Source organism: Bacillus sp. DTU_2020_1000418_1_SI_GHA_SEK_038 (assembly GCF_032341175.1).
Classification (GTDB): Bacteria; Bacillota; Bacilli; order Bacillales; family Cytobacillaceae; genus Cytobacillus.
The window spans coordinates 1-17,655 of sequence record NZ_CP135435.1 but is presented as its reverse complement, the minus strand read 5'-3'; the positions used below and the strand labels follow the sequence as shown (position 1 = coordinate 17,655).

Sequence of the window (17,655 nt, the reverse complement as noted above, 5' to 3'; positions counted from 1 at the left end):
TAGGTTATCAATTGGGCAAAATACTGTCAAGGATTCTTCAATATGTTGGACTTTTCTAATAACTTGGGGGTACGTATTAATGAATGACTACAAAGATTGGGATTCATTTTTATATTATTTTTCGGCAAGTTCCTCACAGTCCTTTCTAAAAAAGTGCTATCATCTTCAACATTTAGATTCAGCAGAACAAAAAAGTTATGAAAATAGCTACCCATTTATATATTATCTTGAACATGGACAAATTTATTACAAACAAGCTGAACTTGCTCCACTTTTAATTAAGCCAATCCTTTTATTTTATGGGCTGGTTCATCTAATAAAAGCTTGTATTTTAACTGTCGATCCTAATTATCCTGAAACAACCACTGTTCTTGCACATGGAGTCTCAACAAGGAAAAGGAAAAAGCAGCAATATCACTTTTTCCAAGATGAGGTAAAAATCCAGAAAAGCGGACTTTATCCATATATGGGGGAAAAACTGTTTCACATGAAACATTTAGAGGGCGAAAAAACGAATATGCGGGAGTTACTCGCACAGATTCCTGAACTTAATCAAATGTTTATACAAACAGAGGGAAAACAAACATTTTTTCAAATGAAGCATCAGGATCAAACTTACATGTTACCAAAGGATATTTTAGACTCCTTTCATATGACTGAAGCACGCTTTATAGAGTATTGGAAAAATGAGACTTCATCCGATATACAACTACAGGGATCAAATGAACAATATATTCAATTTAAGATTGGCTCAACTGGCCTAAACGATTGCCTCCCTATCAAATATAATTTTGAAAATGGACAACACTATTTCCCTAGAACAAAAAATAGTTTAAATCTTTATCCGGAATTATTAATCCATTATTTATTGCTATATAATTTAAGCATGATTGCCCGGTATGAAACAGAATGGTGGAGCGAATTAATTAAAATGATGCCAAATCAGGATTTCCCTTTTATCCAGGCTTTTTTAAATATAACTGCTAAAAAGGGGCCATTTTTAATTTATCAAACCTTATCGAAAGAAAAATAAGGAAATCCTTTATTATTTAAAATAAGATTGCATCGTCATGAAATTGTTCCGATAATGTTGAGGGAATTTAATCGGACTATAGTTCCGTTATTTTCATTAATTGACCTTATTTTAATGGCTTTGAGGACACTGAGTTCGCTATTAACAAAAAACACGGGGAAATCACTGCTTTATTTGAAAATAGCGGATTCTCTTTTTCCTCAAACATAAGGATTTATCCCAATTCGGTACAATTAACGGAACAAGTGTCCGTCAAACTTAGATAAAAAGACCATTTCAATATATGAATTGGTCTACTGCTTAATATGCTATTTACCGTCCCTTACCATAAAAACAAAACTACATATTCTAATGGATTCACTTACATTATGTAATAACAAAAAAAGAACAGCCTAAACAGCTGTTCTTTCATTTGCCTAGCGACGTCCTACTCTCACAAGGGGACAGCCCCTAACTACCATCGGCGCTGAAAAGCTTAACTTCCGTGTTCGGGATGGGAACGGGTGTGACCTTTTCGCTATCGCCACTAAGCCTATTTCATTGAGGTTTGTTCCCTCAAAACTAGATAATGCTGAAGAAGTTATTCGAGTAATCATACTAAATGTGGTTAAGTCCTCGACCGATTAGTATTTGTCAGCTCCACGTGTCGCCACGCTTCCACCTCAAACCTATCAACCTGATCATCTTTCAGGGGTCTTACTAGCTTGACGCTATGGGAAATCTCATCTCGAGGGGGGCTTCATGCTTAGATGCTTTCAGCACTTATCCCGTCCGCACATAGCTACCCAGCTATGCCTTTGGCAAGACAACTGGTACACCAGCGGTGCGTCCATCCCGGTCCTCTCGTACTAAGGACAGCTCCTCTCAAATTTCCTGCGCCCACGACGGATAGGGACCGAACTGTCTCACGACGTTCTGAACCCAGCTCGCGTACCGCTTTAATGGGCGAACAGCCCAACCCTTGGGACCGACTACAGCCCCAGGATGCGATGAGCCGACATCGAGGTGCCAAACCTCCCCGTCGATGTGGACTCTTGGGGGAGATAAGCCTGTTATCCCCGGGGTAGCTTTTATCCGTTGAGCGATGGCCCTTCCATGCGGAACCACCGGATCACTAAGCCCGACTTTCGTCCCTGCTCGACTTGTAGGTCTCGCAGTCAAGCTCCCTTATGCCTTTACACTCTTCGAATGATTTCCAACCATTCTGAGGGAACCTTTGGGCGCCTCCGTTACTCTTTAGGAGGCGACCGCCCCAGTCAAACTGCCCACCTGACACTGTCTCCCGCCCCGATCAGGGGCGCGGGTTAGAATTTCAATACAGCCAGGGTAGTATCCCACCAATGCCTCCACCGAAGCTGGCGCTCCGGCTTCCAAGGCTCCTACCTATCCTGTACAAGCTGTACCGAAATTCAATATCAGGCTACAGTAAAGCTCCACGGGGTCTTTCCGTCCTGTCGCGGGTAACCTGCATCTTCACAGGTACTATAATTTCACCGAGTCTCTCGTTGAGACAGTGCCCAGATCGTTACGCCTTTCGTGCGGGTCAGAACTTACCTGACAAGGAATTTCGCTACCTTAGGACCGTTATAGTTACGGCCGCCGTTTACTGGGGCTTCAATTCAGAGCTTCGCTTGCGCTAACCCCTCCTCTTAACCTTCCAGCACCGGGCAGGCGTCAGCCCCTATACTTCGCCTTGCGGCTTCGCAGAGACCTGTGTTTTTGCTAAACAGTCGCCTGGGCCTATTCACTGCGGCTCATCCGGGCTATTCACCCAAATGAGCACCCCTTCTCCCTAAGTTACGGGGTGATTTTGCCGAGTTCCTTAACGAGAGTTCTCTCGCTCACCTTAGGATTCTCTCCTCGCCTACCTGTGTCGGTTTGCGGTACGGGCACCTTTTCCCTCGCTAGAGGCTTTTCTTGGCAGTGTGGATTCAGGAACTTCGGTACTATATTTCCCTCGCTATCACAGCTCAAGCTTAACGCAAGCGGGATTTGCCTCGCTTGCACTCTAACTGCTTAGACGCGCTATTCCAGCAGCGCGCTTACCCTATCCTCCTGCGTCCCCCCATTGCTCAAACGGTAAAGAGGTGGTACAGGAATATCAACCTGTTGTCCATCGCCTACGCTTTTCAGCCTCGGCTTAGGTCCCGACTAACCCTGAGCGGACGAGCCTTCCTCAGGAAACCTTAGGCATTCGGTGGATGGGATTCTCACCCATCTTTCGCTACTCATACCGGCATTCTCACTTCTAAGCGCTCCACCAGTCCTTACGGTCTAGCTTCAACGCCCTTAGAACGCTCTCCTACCACGGACATCGCAGATGTCCATCCACAGCTTCGGTGATACGTTTAGCCCCGGTACATTTTCGGCGCAGAGTCACTCGACCAGTGAGCTATTACGCACTCTTTAAATGGTGGCTGCTTCTAAGCCAACATCCTGGTTGTCTAAGCAACTCCACATCCTTTTCCACTTAACGTATACTTTGGGACCTTAACTGGTGGTCTGGGCTGTTTCCCTCTTGACTACGGATCTTATCACTCGCAGTCTGACTCCCATGGATAAATCTTTGGCATTCGGAGTTTGTCTGAATTCGGTAACCCGATGAGGGCCCCTAGTCCAAACAGTGCTCTACCTCCAAGATTCTAACAACATGAGGCTAGCCCTAAAGCTATTTCGGAGAGAACCAGCTATCTCCAAGTTCGATTGGAATTTCTCCGCTACCCACACCTCATCCCCGCACTTTTCAACGTGCGTGGGTTCGGTCCTCCATCCAGTGTTACCTGGACTTCAACCTGGACATGGGTAGGTCACCTGGTTTCGGGTCTACGACCACATACTCAATTCGCCCTATTCAGACTCGCTTTCGCTGCGGCTCCGTCTATTCAACTTAACCTTGCATGTAATCGTAACTCGCCGGTTCATTCTACAAAAGGCACGCCATCACCCGTTAAAGGGCTCTGACTACTTGTAGGCACACGGTTTCAGGAACTATTTCACTCCCCTTCCGGGGTGCTTTTCACCTTTCCCTCACGGTACTGGTTCACTATCGGTCACTAGGGAGTATTTAGCCTTGGGAGATGGTCCTCCCTGCTTCCGACGGGATTTCACGTGTCCCGCCGTACTCAGGATCCACTCTGGAGGGAACGAAGTTTCAACTACAGGGCTTTTACCTTCTCTGGCCGGCCTTTCCAGACCTGTTCATTTACCTCGTTCCTTTGTAACTCCGTATAGAGTGTCCTACAACCCCAAGAGGCAAGCCTCTTGGTTTGGGCTAATCCCGTTTCGCTCGCCGCTACTCAGGGAATCGCGTTTGCTTTCTCTTCCTCCGGGTACTTAGATGTTTCAGTTCCCCGGGTCTGCCTTCAATACCCTATGTATTCAGGTAAAGATACTGTTCCATTACGAACAGTGGGTTCCCCCATTCGGAAATCTCCGGATCAAAGCTTACTTACAGCTCCCCGAAGCATATCGGTGTTAGTCCCGTCCTTCATCGGCTCCTAGTGCCAAGGCATTCACCGTGCGCCCTTATTAACTTAACCTTGTTCGGTCAATGATAAGCTTCACATCTCTTCGTCAGCTCCGTCACTGTGCTCCTCACGTACCAACTGCGTACGTTCCGGTGCTCGTTCGGTCGCTTCCTCGACCTGTTCGCTTCTCATTGCCCTCACGATTCGTAAGAATCGTTTGGTTTTAAACTCTATTTATAATAGAGAGAATAACTAAAATGGCGATTACTCGGTTATTGCTTCTTCAAATCATTATCTAGTTTTCAAGGAACAAGGCTACTGACTTCAATCACATCGTGATTTCGCATCGTAGCAATTCTTCATGCTGCCTTGCGACGAGCTGAGGGATTACTTCCCTGATTACACTGCGGCGCAGGAGCAAATATTTAGTTATTATCTTTCTTCTATAAGATAATAACCCCGAAAAAAATAAACGAATGTGAATTCGTCATGGTGGAGCCTAGCGGGATCGAACCGCTGACCTCCTGCGTGCAAGGCAGGCGCTCTCCCAGCTGAGCTAAGGCCCCGTTAACATGAGATGGTGGGCCTAAATGGACTCGAACCATCGACCTCACGCTTATCAGGCGTGCGCTCTAACCAGCTGAGCTATAGGCCCATATATAACAGTGTTTGATAAATGATAAGCACGCATCCCTGCGTAAGCTCTCAATTCTCTCACAAGGTATTAAATTATAAAGAGAAATAGTTCTCTCAAAACTGAACGAACAATAAACGCCTTTTATTGAAGTATCGAGCACTTCAATTCATCCTTAGAAAGGAGGTGATCCAGCCGCACCTTCCGATACGGCTACCTTGTTACGACTTCACCCCAATCATCTGTCCCACCTTAGGCGGCTGGCTCCTTACGGTTACCCCACCGACTTCGGGTGTTACAAACTCTCGTGGTGTGACGGGCGGTGTGTACAAGGCCCGGGAACGTATTCACCGCGGCATGCTGATCCGCGATTACTAGCGATTCCGGCTTCATGCAGGCGAGTTGCAGCCTGCAATCCGAACTGAGAATGGTTTTATGGGATTGGCTAAACCTCGCGGTCTTGCAGCCCTTTGTACCATCCATTGTAGCACGTGTGTAGCCCAGGTCATAAGGGGCATGATGATTTGACGTCATCCCCACCTTCCTCCGGTTTGTCACCGGCAGTCACCTTAGAGTGCCCAACTGAATGCTGGCAACTAAGATCAAGGGTTGCGCTCGTTGCGGGACTTAACCCAACATCTCACGACACGAGCTGACGACAACCATGCACCACCTGTCACTCTGTCCCCCGAAGGGGAAAGTCCTATCTCTAGGATTGTCAGAGGATGTCAAGACCTGGTAAGGTTCTTCGCGTTGCTTCGAATTAAACCACATGCTCCACCGCTTGTGCGGGCCCCCGTCAATTCCTTTGAGTTTCAGCCTTGCGGCCGTACTCCCCAGGCGGAGTGCTTAATGCGTTTGCTGCAGCACTAAAGGGCGGAAACCCTCTAACACTTAGCACTCATCGTTTACGGCGTGGACTACCAGGGTATCTAATCCTGTTCGCTCCCCACGCTTTCGCGCCTCAGCGTCAGTTACAGACCAGAGAGTCGCCTTCGCCACTGGTGTTCCTCCACATCTCTACGCATTTCACCGCTACACGTGGAATTCCACTCTCCTCTTCTGCACTCAAGTCCCCCAGTTTCCAATGACCCTCCACGGTTGAGCCGTGGGCTTTCACATCAGACTTAAAGGACCGCCTGCGCGCGCTTTACGCCCAATAATTCCGGACAACGCTTGCCACCTACGTATTACCGCGGCTGCTGGCACGTAGTTAGCCGTGGCTTTCTGGTTAGGTACCGTCAAGGTACCGCCCTATTCGAACGGTACTTGTTCTTCCCTAACAACAGAGTTTTACGATCCGAAAACCTTCATCACTCACGCGGCGTTGCTCCGTCAGACTTTCGTCCATTGCGGAAGATTCCCTACTGCTGCCTCCCGTAGGAGTCTGGGCCGTGTCTCAGTCCCAGTGTGGCCGATCACCCTCTCAGGTCGGCTACGCATCGTTGCCTTGGTGAGCCGTTACCTCACCAACTAGCTAATGCGCCGCGGGCCCATCTGTAAGTGATAGCCGAAGCCATCTTTCAGCTTTCCTACATGAGTAGAAAAGAATTATCCGGTATTAGCTCCGGTTTCCCGAAGTTATCCCAGTCTTACAGGCAGGTTGCCCACGTGTTACTCACCCGTCCGCCGCTAACTTTTGGGAGCAAGCTCCCGCAAGTTCGCTCGACTTGCATGTATTAGGCACGCCGCCAGCGTTCGTCCTGAGCCAGGATCAAACTCTCCAATAAATTGTGAGTTGATTAGCTCATAAATGTCTTTTTTAAAAAAGACTAAAAGTTAAACGTTGACGTTTTTGTTCGTTCAGTTTTCAAAGAACTATACTATCGCTCAGAGGCGACTTCATTAATATAACATTTGCAGAAAACCATGTCAACACTTTTTTTCTTAAAGAGGTTGTTTGCCCTCGCTTGCTGACTTGAATTAGTATAACAAGCCCATAGTGCTTTTGCAAGTGTTTTTTAAGTATAAATTGCTCTTTTTGTTATTGTAAAATATGTTAATTACCCTATTACAAAAAAATAGACCAACTATGCTGTGGTCTATTTCAACACTTCCTCTATATATAGTTGCCGGTGCTTTTCTAAGTGGAGAATTTCACCTGTTTTAATTATTTTTACAAGTGGCCTTGTCGGTGTTTTTTCTTCTAAGAACATAATTTCAGCTATTTGACCGTCTGAAAGCTTTACAGTGCTTCCAATTGAAAACGTCATAAAGCCTGACCCGATTGCGTGCATCGCTGCAATATCATATTTCCCGAACATATCCTGAAGCATCATTTCTAACACTTTAAAAGGAGACTGCTTTTTTCGGTAAAGTCTATTACTAGTCATGGCATGAAATGTATCAGCAACTGCAATGATTTTGGCGAATGTGCTGATCTTATTGTTTTGTTCCCCTAATGGGTAGCCGCTTCCATCTAATCTTTCATGGTGTTGAAATATCCCTATCTTTGCCGTTTCCTTTAACAGAGAAATATTTTGCACCATCTTATAGCTGTAGACTGGATGTCTTTTAATCTCTTCAAATTCCTGAAAGGTTAAAGTTGAATTCTTAAAGAGGATGGAAGGTTTTACTTTTGCCATTCCTGCATCTGAAAGACAACCACAAAGAGCTAGCTGTAAAACATCTCCTTTATTATATTTAAGTTTCTTTCCTATAAAGGCACTTAATAGCCCGACAGCAACAGAGTGCTGAAACAGGTACTCATCATTGTTTGATAAATGATGAAGGGAGAACAAATCTGATGGATTTGCTTCTGATTTTTCAACAAGAGGGAGCATAATACTTCTGATTTTTGAAATATCTATTGGCAAACCTGATTGCCAATTCTTAAATTCCCTTTTATATTTTTGTACCCCAATAAGAAACATATCTTCCAGACAATCATTGTTCTCGCTTGGTGCTTCCTTTGTTTCTCTTTCATCACTTATGTATTCTTCTGGAAAAAACACAGAGCCATTAACCATTAATTTTTCTACAGCTACTTCCTCAATAAGAAAAACATTTAATATATGAATTAATTCTTTAGTAAGAATGCTTTTCTTTGTAACAATTGGACGATTAGTCAGACTATAAATATCTTCAGATACAATACATCCTTCTTGCAATTCCCTTGTGTTTACACGCACAGTCTTCCACCCCAAATGTCATGAGTCGTTCTTACCATTATACCCCATTTAACACAAAAGGAGGAACACAAAGTTTGTGTTCCCCCAATACGTATACTATTCTTGATCGTCCTCTTCGGATTCCTCACTCGGAACGAATTCAGCACTTTCTAATGGCTTTGTTAATTCTTCTTCTGGTTTATCCTCTTCTTTTTCAACCTTGGCAACAGTAGCGACAAATTCATCTATGTTTTCGTCTAGACGAATGAGTCTTACACCTTGCGTGTTACGACCCATTGTCGAAATATCATTTACTGCCATACGGATCAGGACACCGCCAGTCGTAATTAACATTAAGTCTTCTTCACCTGTAACGGCTCTCATAGAAACGAGATCTCCATTTTTCTCAGTGATATTACATGTTTTAATTCCTTTACCGCCTCTTCCTTGAATACGGTATTCTTCGGAAGGTGTACGTTTTCCATAACCGTTTTTCGTAACAATAAGTATTTGGGAATTTTCCTCTAACACTTCCATTCCCACTACTTCATCATCACCACTTAAGTTTATTCCTTTAACTCCTGTTGCAGTACGTCCCATAGAACGGACATCATCTTCAGGGAAACGAATGAGTAAACCATTTTTCGTTCCAATAATAATTTCCTTCTGTCCATCTGTTAGACGTACAGAAATCAACTCATCATCTTCCCTTAAATTAATGGCAATTAACCCATTGTTTCTAATATTAGCAAATGAAGTAAGTGGGGAACGCTTCGAAATTCCCTGCTTCGTTGTAAAGAATAAGAACCAGTCATCTACAAATTCCTCAACTGGAATAATGGCATTTACCCATTCATCCTTCTCTAACCCGCTTAAAAGGTTGACAATTGGAATCCCTTTCGCTGTACGGCTGAATTCAGGAATTTCATATCCTTTAGAACGGTATACCTTTCCTTTGTTCGTGAAGAATAGAATGGTGTCATGAGTAGAAGTTGTCATTAAGTGCTCAACAAAATCATCCTCATTCGTTCCCATTCCTTGAATTCCGCGGCCACCACGCTTTTGGGCACGATAAGTAGACACCGGAAGACGTTTAACATAGCCTTTATGAGTTAAAGTGATGACGATATTCTCTCGAGGGATCAAATCTTCATCTTCAATTTGCTCAATGCCCCCAGCAACGATTTCCGTGCGGCGTTCATCGTTGAATCTTTCTTTAATTTCAAGCAATTCTTCACGGATAATTTCAAGCACTTTTTCCTCATCCGCTAAAATTGCTTTCAGCTCGGCAATTAGTTTAACTAAGCTTGCGTATTCATCTTCAATTTTCTCACGCTCTAAGCCTGTTAAACGTTGCAGACGCATATCCAAAATAGCCTGCGCTTGCTTCTCAGAAAGATTGAATTTGGTCATTAATCCTTCTCTAGCAATATCCGTTGTTTGAGAGCCGCGGATTAATGCAATAACTTCATCCAAATGATCGAGTGCAATTCTTAAGCCTTCAAGAATATGAGCACGCGCCTCCGCTTTTCTTAATTCAAACTCCGTTCTTCGGCGAATCACAACTTTTTGGTGATTTAAATAATACTCTAAACACTGCTTTAAATTCAGTACCTTTGGTTCACCATCTACTAAGGCAAGCAAATTGATCCCGAAGCTCGTTTGCATAGCTGTTTGCTTATATAGATTGTTCAATAATACACTTGCATTAGCATCTCTGCGAACTTCAATGACAATCCGCATCCCGTTACGATCAGATTCATCACGGAGGTCTGTAATACCATCAATTTTTTTATCTCTGACAAGCTCAGCGATTCTTTCAATCAATTTTGCTTTATTCACTTGGTAAGGAATTTCATTGACAATAATTACTTCTCTGCCATTCGACTTCTGTTCAATATCAACCTTGGCTCTTAAAGTAATTGATCCTCTTCCTGTTTCATACGCCTTGCGAATTCCGCTCCGGCCTAGAATCATTCCGGCAGTTGGGAAGTCGGGGCCTGGAATAATATCCATTAGCTCAGGAATAGTGATTTCAGGGTCTTTACTTATTGCCAGAACCCCATCAATGACTTCACCAAGCTGATGCGGAGGGATATTTGTCGCCATTCCAACTGCTATCCCTGATGTACCATTGACTAATAAATTCGGGAACCTAGCTGGTAAAACAACAGGCTCTCTCTCTTCACCATCATAGTTATCCTGATAATCAATTGTGTCTTTATTAATATCTCTTAAAAGCTCCATCGAGATTTTGGACATACGAGCTTCCGTATAACGCATCGCTGCTGCAGAGTCTCCATCAACAGATCCAAAGTTACCATGCCCATCAACAAGCATATAACGAAAGTTAAAGTCCTGAGCCATCCGCACCATTGTTTCATAGACAGCAGAGTCTCCGTGAGGGTGGTATTTACCAATAACATCCCCAACAATACGAGCTGATTTTTTATAAGGTTTATCTGAATGCATGCCTAGATCATGCATTGCGTATAAAATCCGGCGGTGAACCGGCTTTAGTCCATCTCGAACATCCGGTAAAGCACGAGATACAATAACACTCATTGCATAGTCAAGAAAGGACGAACGCATTTCTTGACTTATATTTATCTCTCTTACTCGGGATTTCGGAGTTTCAGCCATGTAAAGAACCTCCTTAAAGTGTCAAACTATTTCTTAATCTACTCGTATGCAAAATTCCCTGGTGAATAGTTTTTATTAAAAAAGGTAGTCTAAATATCAAAAGCAACTGCCTTTTATACTAAACGTATATAAAACCAGGATAGATCTATCCTGGTCCTTTAACTAGATTGTTTGCAGGAATTTCACCATTTTATAATTCTGCTGAATGATGTTAAATATCTAGATTCTTAACGTACAATGCATTTTCTTCAATGAATTGACGGCGTGGTTCAACTTTGTCACCCATAAGGATTTCAAAAGTTTCATCCGCTTCAATTGCGTCTTCAAGATTTACTTGTAGAAGTGTCCTTGTTTCCGGATTCATCGTTGTTTCCCAAAGCTGCTCCGGATTCATTTCTCCTAATCCCTTATAACGCTGTACATTTGGTCTAGGATTACTTGGCAAACTTCCCATAACTTCTTCCAGCTGCTTTTCATTGTAGGCGTACTCTATCCGTTTACCTTGCTGGATTTTATATAAAGGCGGCTGTGCAATATAAATATATCCCGCTTCAATGATTTGTCTCATATAGCGATAGAAGAAGGTTAATAGTAAAGTCCGGATGTGGGCACCATCAACATCCGCATCGGTCATGATGACAATCTTATGGTATCGCGCTTTCGAAATATCAAAATCTTCACCAATGCCTGTTCCAGCAGCTGTAATCATCGCTCTTACTTCGTTGTTTGAAAGAATTCGATCCAGTCTAGCTTTCTCGACATTGAGGATTTTCCCTCTTAACGGAAGAATGGCTTGGAAATGGCGATCGCGTCCTTGTTTGGCCGATCCGCCCGCTGAATCTCCCTCAACAATGTATAATTCAGAGATGGTTGCATCTTTTGATGAACAATCCGCTAATTTACCAGGTAAGCTTGATACTTCTAATGCACTTTTTCGTCTTGTTAATTCACGAGCCTTTTTAGCGGCTAATCTTGCACGGGCAGCCATTAGCCCCTTTTCAACGATTTTTCTCCCCACTGCCGGATTCTCTAGCAGGAATTTTTCTAATGCTTCAGAAAAAACAGTATCTGTTATCGCACGGGCTTCAGAATTCCCTAGCTTTGTTTTTGTTTGTCCTTCAAATTGAGGGTCCGGATGTTTAATGGATATAATAGCCGTTATTCCTTCGCGAACATCTTCCCCTGAAAGATTGGTGTCATTTTCTTTGAAAATCCCACTTTTTCTTGCATAGTCATTAATGACCCTTGTTAAAGCCGTTTTGAAGCCGACCTCATGGGTTCCGCCTTCATACGTATTAATATTATTAGCAAAGGAATAAATATTGCTTGTATATCCATCATTGTACTGGATGGATACTTCAACATTAATTCCATCACGCTCGCCTTCAATATAAATCGGTTCCTCGTGAAGGACTTCCCTTGAACGATTTAAATGCTCAACGTACGACTTGATTCCGCCCTCATACATATATTCTAGCTTCTTGCCCTCTTCTCGTTTATCCTCAATTGTGATTTTCAGTCCGCGATTTAGGAAGGCTAATTCCCGGATACGGTTTGCCAGCGTTTCAAAGTCGTATTCCGTTGTCTCTGAAAAAATCTCCGGATCTGGCTTGAAGTGAATGGTGGAGCCAGTATGGTCTGTTTCTCCTATAATTTTTAAATCTTCGCATGTTACTCCACGCTCAAATTTAATATAGTGAACATGCCCATCCCGATGGACAAATACTTCTAATTCAGTGGAAAGTGCATTAACAACAGATGCCCCTACACCATGTAATCCGCCTGAAACCTTATATCCGCCGCCGCCGAATTTCCCTCCAGCATGGAGAACGGTCATAATAACTTCAACGGCCGGACGGCCCATTTTTTCTTGAATATCGACAGGGATTCCACGTCCGTTATCGATAACGGTTATACTATTATCTTTCTCGATGCACACATTAATTTCTGAACAATATCCGGCTAATGCTTCGTCAATACTGTTATCTACAATTTCCCATACGAGATGGTGCAGACCCTTAGCACTTGTAGAACCAATATACATCCCTGGACGCTTACGAACCGCTTCAAGACCTTCTAAAACCTGTATCTGATTGGCATCATAAGACTCTTCCTGCACTGCCTTTTGCTCCATTGACACATCGATCACCTACACTTTCATTTGCATTACTATCAACTATCAATTATCTATAAAAAAGCCTGGCTAATCCTTATTTTATTTCGCCAAACTATTATCTTTATCTGTTTAAATTGCGGATTTCGCGGAACGCTTTTTTAATGTACCTGATGCCAGTGGGGAAAAATAGATTTCCTTTGTGGTAATGACCACTGATTTATAAGACCCTTTGGAGAGGTTTATGACAGAGTGCTTCTGGCGCTCTAAAAACTCTTCTATCATTTTAGAAGAGTGAACACTTTGTTTATCAATAATAGCGACAATATCCTTGGAACGAACTAATATATCTTCTCCGACATGGATGTACAATTGCTCACCTCATTGAATCTTTTTCATACTTCCGGCTTCCACCTTGAAAGCAGCTGCCTCTTTTAAAGTCTGATGATCGATTCCATCAACACTTGTCGTTGTGACAAAGGTTTGTACCTTTCCTTGAATCGTATTTAGTAAATGTGATTGACGATAATCATCAAGTTCTGAAAGTACGTCATCAAGAAGCAATAGTGGATATTCGCCAATCTCAGAATGAATAAGCTCAATTTCTGCCAGCTTAACTGATAAAGCTGTTGTTCTCTGCTGCCCTTGTGAGCCAAAGGTTTGTACATCGCGCCCATTTACAAAAAAGAGCAGATCATCTCGATGAGGACCGAACATCGTAACACCACGTTCAATCTCTCTATTTTTTATTTTTCCAAATTTATCTTCATATACTTTTATCATTTTCGACAAATCTTGCTCATCTGATACATCTGCCGATGGCTTGTACTCTATTTTCAATGATTCAAGCCCTCTTGATATGCCTTCATGAATCGGCTTTGCCCAATTTTCAAGCAGCTGCAGAAATTCGAAGCGCTTTTTAACGATTTTGACGGCGGTTTGGATAAACTGCTCAGTTAGGATGTCTAACATCGTTTGATCCGTTTGTTTTTTTATTTGGAGCTGCTTTAAATAATGGTTTCTTTGCTGCAGTATTTTTTGATACTGGCTAACATCATGAAGATAAATGGGAGAGACTTGCCCAATTTCCATGTCGATAAAACGCCGTCTTACTTGTGGACTGCCCTTTACAAGATGTAAATCTTCGGGAGCAAACATGACAACATTCATATTTCCAACATATTGACTTAATTTTTGCTGTTCAATATGGTTGCATTTAGCCTTTTTTCCCTTTTTAGAGATGACTAACTGCATGGGCAAAGATCCATTGTTTTTTTGGACCCTGCCTTCTATTTTAGCATACTCTTGGTCCCAGCGAATAAGTTCTTTATCATTTGAGGTACGATGCGATTTTGCCATGGCTAATACATAAATCGATTCCATGACGTTTGTTTTTCCCTGAGCATTCTCACCCAAAATGACATTCACCTTGTTTTCAAACTGGACCTCTAATCCTTCATAGTTCCGGTAATTTTTTAATAGCAATTGCTCGATATACATGGACCTACATCCTTTTAGCATAGCTCTCTGCTACAGAAGGCCTATTTTTTAAACAATCGTAAATGAACCAAAGCTTTCGATTTGAATCCTATCTCCCGTTCGGAGCTTTCTTCCTCTTCTTTGATCCTGCTCTCCATTTACGAATACTTCATATTCACTTAAAAACCACTTCGCCATCCCGCCAGACTGAATGACCTCAGATACTTTAAGAAATTGGCCAAGTGTAATATATTCTGTATCAATTTTGATTTCTGTCATCTTTTCACTTCCTCGATTGCTTGATTTTTATTGTAAAAAAGAAAAGAAAAGCTATCTTCTCTTATTTTTCCCATAAAATCATAACAATTTCTAGAATGTACCCTAAAGTTCTATTTTACTAAAAATTGAGCGAATTTACAAAGAAAAGCTACCAGCTTATTGCTGGCAGCTCCCCGTCATTTTTGTTTATCGCAGATTAACGGGTTGTAAGACCCCCACTGATTGAAGTTTCACTTTATTAATACGTTCTAACCGGCAAAATAAGCTGGAGAATGGAATCGTCATTAATTGGCCGAATAACAAATGGTCTCATTGCTCCCGTGAAACTTATCTTAATTTCTGAACCCTCTAATGTTTTAAGGGCATCCATCATAAATTTGGCACTGAAGGAGATTTTTAAATCCTCGCCTTCTACAGATTGGCTTTGCAATTCTTCGACAACATGTCCAATTTCTGGTGTATTAGAAGATATTTCAATAACCCCTGCGTCAATCGTTGTAAATTTAACGACATTATTTCGTCCTTCTCTTGCTAATAGGGAAGCACGGTCAATCGCCTGTAAAAACTCCTTCGTATGGACAACAATATCTGTTTTGCTCTCTGTTGGAATTAATCTAGACGTATCAGGATAATTACCTTCAAGTAATCTTGAGAAAAATAATAAGTGCTTAGCTTTAAATAAAACTTGATTTTCTGTAATGACAATTTCAATTGGATCATTATGATCATCCAAAATTTTGCTTAATTCGCTTAAGCTCTTTCCTGGAATAACGACATTGTAGCTTTCTGCCGCTTCCGTTTCTATTCTAGCCTTTCGAAGCGCTAAGCGATGGCTATCTGTTGCAATACAGGTTAATTCCCCGTTTTCCACTCTCCAGTTTACACCTGTCAAGATGGGGCGTGTTTCTGAGGTGGACACTGAAAACACCGTTTGGCGGATCATCGCTTTAAGAAGGTCAGTTGGAATCTTAAAGACATTTTCTTCTGAGATTTGCGGTAATAACGGATACTCCTCCGCATCTAATCCATTTAATTTAAATTCAGATTTTCCAGAGCGGATGACCGTTTGCAATTGATTTTCCACGTGCATTTCAACCGTATCTGTAGGCAGCTTCTTAACAATTTCGCTAAAAAACTTCGCTTGGAGCACAATGGAGCCTGTCTGCTTGATTTCAGCAATTTCATCTCCACCATCTTCTTTAGGAATAAATGATTCAATGGATATATCTGAATCACTGCCTGTTAATGTAACGCCCTCAGATGTCGCCACGATTTTGATCCCCGTTAAAATCGGAATAGTAGTTCGGCTCGTTACCGCCTTCATAACATCTTGAACACCTTGAACTAATCGATCCCGTTGGATTATAAATCTCATTTCTTAATCCTCCGTCTAAACTATTTTTTATATTTTAGTTATATATTTTTCTTTTTAAAAATACTAGAAGTACTAGTAGGGCTTGTTAACATGTGGATAACTCTATTTTCTTAATGGAAACACAGCCTATCCACATGTGGACAGACTGTGTGTAAGCTGGTTCACGTTATGCACACTATATTTTTAGTATTTCATGAATCTCTTTAATTTCTTTTTGGAATTGAGTATCTGATTGCACGAGTTTAGAGATTTTTTCATGGGCATGGATTACGGTTGTATGATCCCGTCCCCCAAACTCTTCTCCTATCTTCGGCAAAGAGAAATCTGTTAACTCTCGAGATAAATACATAGCAATTTGCCGCGGAAAAGCAACGGATTTTGTTCTCTTTTTCGCTTTAAAGTCCTCTAGCTTTACATTATAGTGTTCCCCGACAACGCGCTGAATATCTAGAATGGTAATTACTTTCGGCTTTGAGCTTGGAATAATGTCTTTTAGAGCCTCAGCAGCCAAATCAGCATTTATATCTTTATTAATTAAGGATGAATACGCAACAACGCGAATAAGAGCCCCCTCTAATTCACGAATATTTGAATCAATTTGATTGGCAATATACAGCATAACTTCATTAGGTATATCGAGTCCTTCAGCCTTTGCCTTTTTACGCAAAATTGCGATCCTTGTTTCAAGATCGGGCGGTGTAATGTCAGTAATAAGCCCCCATTCGAACCTGGATCGAAGCCTATCTTCAAGAGTCGGAATTTCCTTTGGCGGCCGATCACTGGAAATAATAATTTGCTTGCTTTCCTCATGTAATGTATTAAAAGTATGGAAAAATTCCTCTTGAGTTGATTCTTTTCCGGCTAAAAATTGAATATCATCAATTAACAGTACATCTACTTTTCGATATTTATTGCGGAAATCCACTGCCTTATTGTCACGAATGGAGTTGATGAATTCATTCGTAAATTTCTCTGATGATAAATATACAACCTTAGCTGACGGGTTATGATCTAACACATAATGGCCAATGGCGTGCATAAGGTGAGTTTTTCCAAGACCGACACCCCCATAAATAAATAAAGGGTTATATGCTTTAGCGGGCGCTTCGGCCACAGCTAATGATGCAGCATGGGCAAAGCGGTTTCCTGAGCCAATAACAAAGGTATCAAAAGTATATTTAGGATTAAGCATGTTTAATGGCAGTTCAGGATGTTCATCCTCTTTATCCGCTCTTCTAGGCGGATTTGGAAAATTAAGCCCTTCTTCATTTTGATTTTGAGGAATAATAAATTTTACTCCTAATTCTTCTCCAGTTATGTCATAGAGAATTCCAGAGATCAATTGGGAATAGCGCTCTTCCAGCCAATCGCGGGCAAACTCATTCGGCGCAGTAATCGTTAACGTGTCACCTTGAAGAGAGTGAGCTTTCGTTGACTTCAGCCATGTTTCATAACTCGGTTTGCTTATTTTCTTTTCTATGCTGGTCAGTGCATTATTCCAAAGATCCGCAATGTTCTCCAA

The 17,655-nt window shown here is 42.1% G+C and carries 9 protein-coding genes, 2 tRNA genes and 3 rRNA genes; 1 reads left to right on the top strand and 13 read right to left on the bottom strand.

Annotated elements, in window-relative coordinates; translation table 11 throughout:
• The first annotated feature begins 79 nt into the window (after nucleotides 1-79).
• Nucleotides 80-1,033 carry a YaaC family protein gene (locus tag RRV45_RS00070; protein ID WP_315666785.1) on the top strand — a complete coding sequence of 318 codons (954 nt, stop codon included), beginning with the start codon at nucleotides 80-82 and terminating at the stop codon, nucleotides 1,031-1,033.
• Between the two features lie 414 nt (nucleotides 1,034-1,447).
• Here RRV45_RS00070 and rrf read toward each other — a convergent pair.
• From rrf to dnaA, 13 genes are all read right to left on the bottom strand, one after another.
• Nucleotides 1,448-1,564, bottom strand: a 5S ribosomal RNA gene (rrf, locus tag RRV45_RS00065).
• 72 nt (nucleotides 1,565-1,636) lie between these two features.
• Nucleotides 1,637-4,572, bottom strand: a 23S ribosomal RNA gene (locus RRV45_RS00060).
• A 418-nt stretch (nucleotides 4,573-4,990) separates the two neighbouring features.
• Nucleotides 4,991-5,066 (bottom strand) — tRNA-Ala (locus RRV45_RS00055).
• 12 nt (nucleotides 5,067-5,078) lie between these two features.
• Nucleotides 5,079-5,155, bottom strand: a tRNA-Ile gene (locus RRV45_RS00050).
• 158 nt (nucleotides 5,156-5,313) lie between these two features.
• Nucleotides 5,314-6,864 (bottom strand): 16S ribosomal RNA (locus tag RRV45_RS00045).
• The 16S, 23S and 5S rRNA genes sit together here with 2 tRNA genes alongside, the layout of an rRNA operon.
• 312 nt (nucleotides 6,865-7,176) lie before the next feature.
• Nucleotides 7,177-8,265 carry an HD-GYP domain-containing protein gene (locus tag RRV45_RS00040; protein ID WP_315666784.1) on the bottom strand — a complete coding sequence of 363 codons (1,089 nt, stop codon included), beginning with the start codon at nucleotides 8,263-8,265 and terminating at the stop codon, nucleotides 7,177-7,179.
• A gap of 96 nt (nucleotides 8,266-8,361) precedes the next feature.
• A complete protein-coding gene (gene gyrA, locus RRV45_RS00035; protein WP_315666783.1) occupies nucleotides 8,362-10,887 on the bottom strand; it encodes a DNA gyrase subunit A in 2,526 nt (841 codons plus the stop codon).
• Between the two features lie 211 nt (nucleotides 10,888-11,098).
• Nucleotides 11,099-13,021 carry a DNA topoisomerase (ATP-hydrolyzing) subunit B gene (gene gyrB / locus RRV45_RS00030; RefSeq protein ID WP_315666782.1) on the bottom strand — a complete coding sequence of 641 codons (1,923 nt, stop codon included), beginning with the start codon at nucleotides 13,019-13,021 and terminating at the stop codon, nucleotides 11,099-11,101.
• A gap of 111 nt (nucleotides 13,022-13,132) precedes the next feature.
• Nucleotides 13,133-13,372, bottom strand: coding sequence for an extracellular matrix regulator RemB (gene remB, locus RRV45_RS00025; protein ID WP_315666781.1), 240 nt, complete (start codon nucleotides 13,370-13,372; stop codon nucleotides 13,133-13,135).
• Between the two features lie 9 nt (nucleotides 13,373-13,381).
• Nucleotides 13,382-14,500, bottom strand: coding sequence for a DNA replication/repair protein RecF (gene recF / locus RRV45_RS00020; RefSeq protein WP_315666780.1), 1,119 nt, complete (start codon nucleotides 14,498-14,500; stop codon nucleotides 13,382-13,384).
• A 48-nt stretch (nucleotides 14,501-14,548) separates the two neighbouring features.
• A complete protein-coding gene (yaaA, locus tag RRV45_RS00015) occupies nucleotides 14,549-14,758 on the bottom strand; it encodes a S4 domain-containing protein YaaA (RefSeq protein ID WP_315666779.1) in 210 nt (69 codons plus the stop codon).
• A gap of 238 nt (nucleotides 14,759-14,996) precedes the next feature.
• Nucleotides 14,997-16,133 carry a DNA polymerase III subunit beta gene (dnaN, locus tag RRV45_RS00010; protein ID WP_315666778.1) on the bottom strand — a complete coding sequence of 379 codons (1,137 nt, stop codon included), beginning with the start codon at nucleotides 16,131-16,133 and terminating at the stop codon, nucleotides 14,997-14,999.
• Between the two features lie 175 nt (nucleotides 16,134-16,308).
• A complete protein-coding gene (gene dnaA / locus RRV45_RS00005; RefSeq protein WP_315666777.1) occupies nucleotides 16,309-17,655 on the bottom strand; it encodes a chromosomal replication initiator protein DnaA in 1,347 nt (448 codons plus the stop codon).